The 1,337-nt window shown below is 40.9% G+C and carries 1 protein-coding gene; it reads right to left on the reverse strand.

The genetic code is table 11. The annotated features are described in order from the left end of the window. Positions 1-309 precede the first annotated feature (309 nt). Positions 310-924, reverse strand: coding sequence for a Uma2 family endonuclease (locus tag CRENPOLYSF2_RS05165; protein WP_087142880.1), 615 nt, complete (start codon positions 922-924; stop codon positions 310-312). Between the last annotated feature and the right edge of the window lie 413 nt (positions 925-1,337).

Below are 1,337 nucleotides of genomic sequence, written 5' to 3' on the forward strand. Positions count from 1 at the left end.
CTGAGCTTGTCGAAGTGTGCCGTTCATGCTTCGACAAGCTCAGCACGAACGGTTACGCTGTAATTGTCCTAAGGAACGTGCATGAAATAACTTGAACAACTTAAACGCCACCACCGTTCGTGCTGAGNNGCTGAGCCTGTCGAAGCATGAACTTGCTCAAGTTATTTCGTGCGCGTTCCTAAGTTGAAAACGTTGTATATGTTAATACTCATCTGTGCAAAAAAAATCCGGATACTTTGAACAACACCGTTATTAGCATAAAACAAAAATTGGCTAAAAAACCACCCAAAACTGAAGACAGGTCTTGCGTTATTCATCATCGAATATTTCAAAAATTTCAGTTAAATCAACCGCTAAGTCAGGAAATACATACGGTATGGCTTTGTCATCGTCTGTGTACATGTGGGTAAGATCATAACGGCCGCTTTCGTTTAATACAAATTGATGAATGGCTTGGTCATTGGGATAAACAATCCAGTACTCTGTTACGCCGCTTTCTTGATACAGCTGGTATTTAACCTGCATTTCGCGCTTGGAATTACCCTTGGATAAAATCTCAATAATCCAATCCGGTGCGCCGTTACAGCCTTGTTTGTCTAAAATATCAGGATTACAAATCACGCATAAATCGGGTTGCACAACCGTGTAAAGCTCTTTACTGGTCAAAATAGATTTTTTTCGATTGTATAACCGAACATCGAAGGGTGCAGCGAAGACTTGACATTGTTTACGGTTGAAAAAATTAGCCAGCACGCGACTGAGATTCATTGAAACGCGCTGATGTTTCACATTCGGCGCGGGTGACATCAACATGATTTTGCCTTTAATTAATTCAATGGCTTCATCTATGTGCCAAGTTAAATAGTCGGCGTAACTGTAAGTTTTATTTAAATCTAATTGCGAAAGCTGAGTGATTTTTGGCATCTGAAACACGCTATAAGTAGATTAATAAGCTGTTCGGAATGATAGCACAGTTCGATTTTCGTAGAGTATGCGATGTGCCATGCCGCTTTTTTGGCCGCATCAAGGGGAAGGTCAACCACTGTGAGGGGTGCGATAAAATTTTCTAATGCCGCTACATTACGCGGCTGGGAATTGTTTTTTTCAATGCCGTAGTACAGTTCAAACAGTGTGATAGTGGAAATATGCAGTTGTTTAAGTTGAATCTGTTGAAAGCGAGCCAGTATTTCAGGTGGGTGTTTTTTAATCAGCTATAGGTAGTCGCACCGCTTTTTGAGCGACCATTTTGAAAGTTTTTGCCATTGTCATGCAGTTACAGCGTTTTCAACTTAGGAACGTGCATGAAATAACTTGAACAACTTAAACGCCACCACCGT

The sequence above is a fragment of the Crenothrix polyspora genome, assembly GCF_900163755.1.
In the GTDB taxonomy this organism is placed as follows: domain Bacteria; phylum Pseudomonadota; class Gammaproteobacteria; order Methylococcales; family Methylomonadaceae; genus Crenothrix; species Crenothrix polyspora.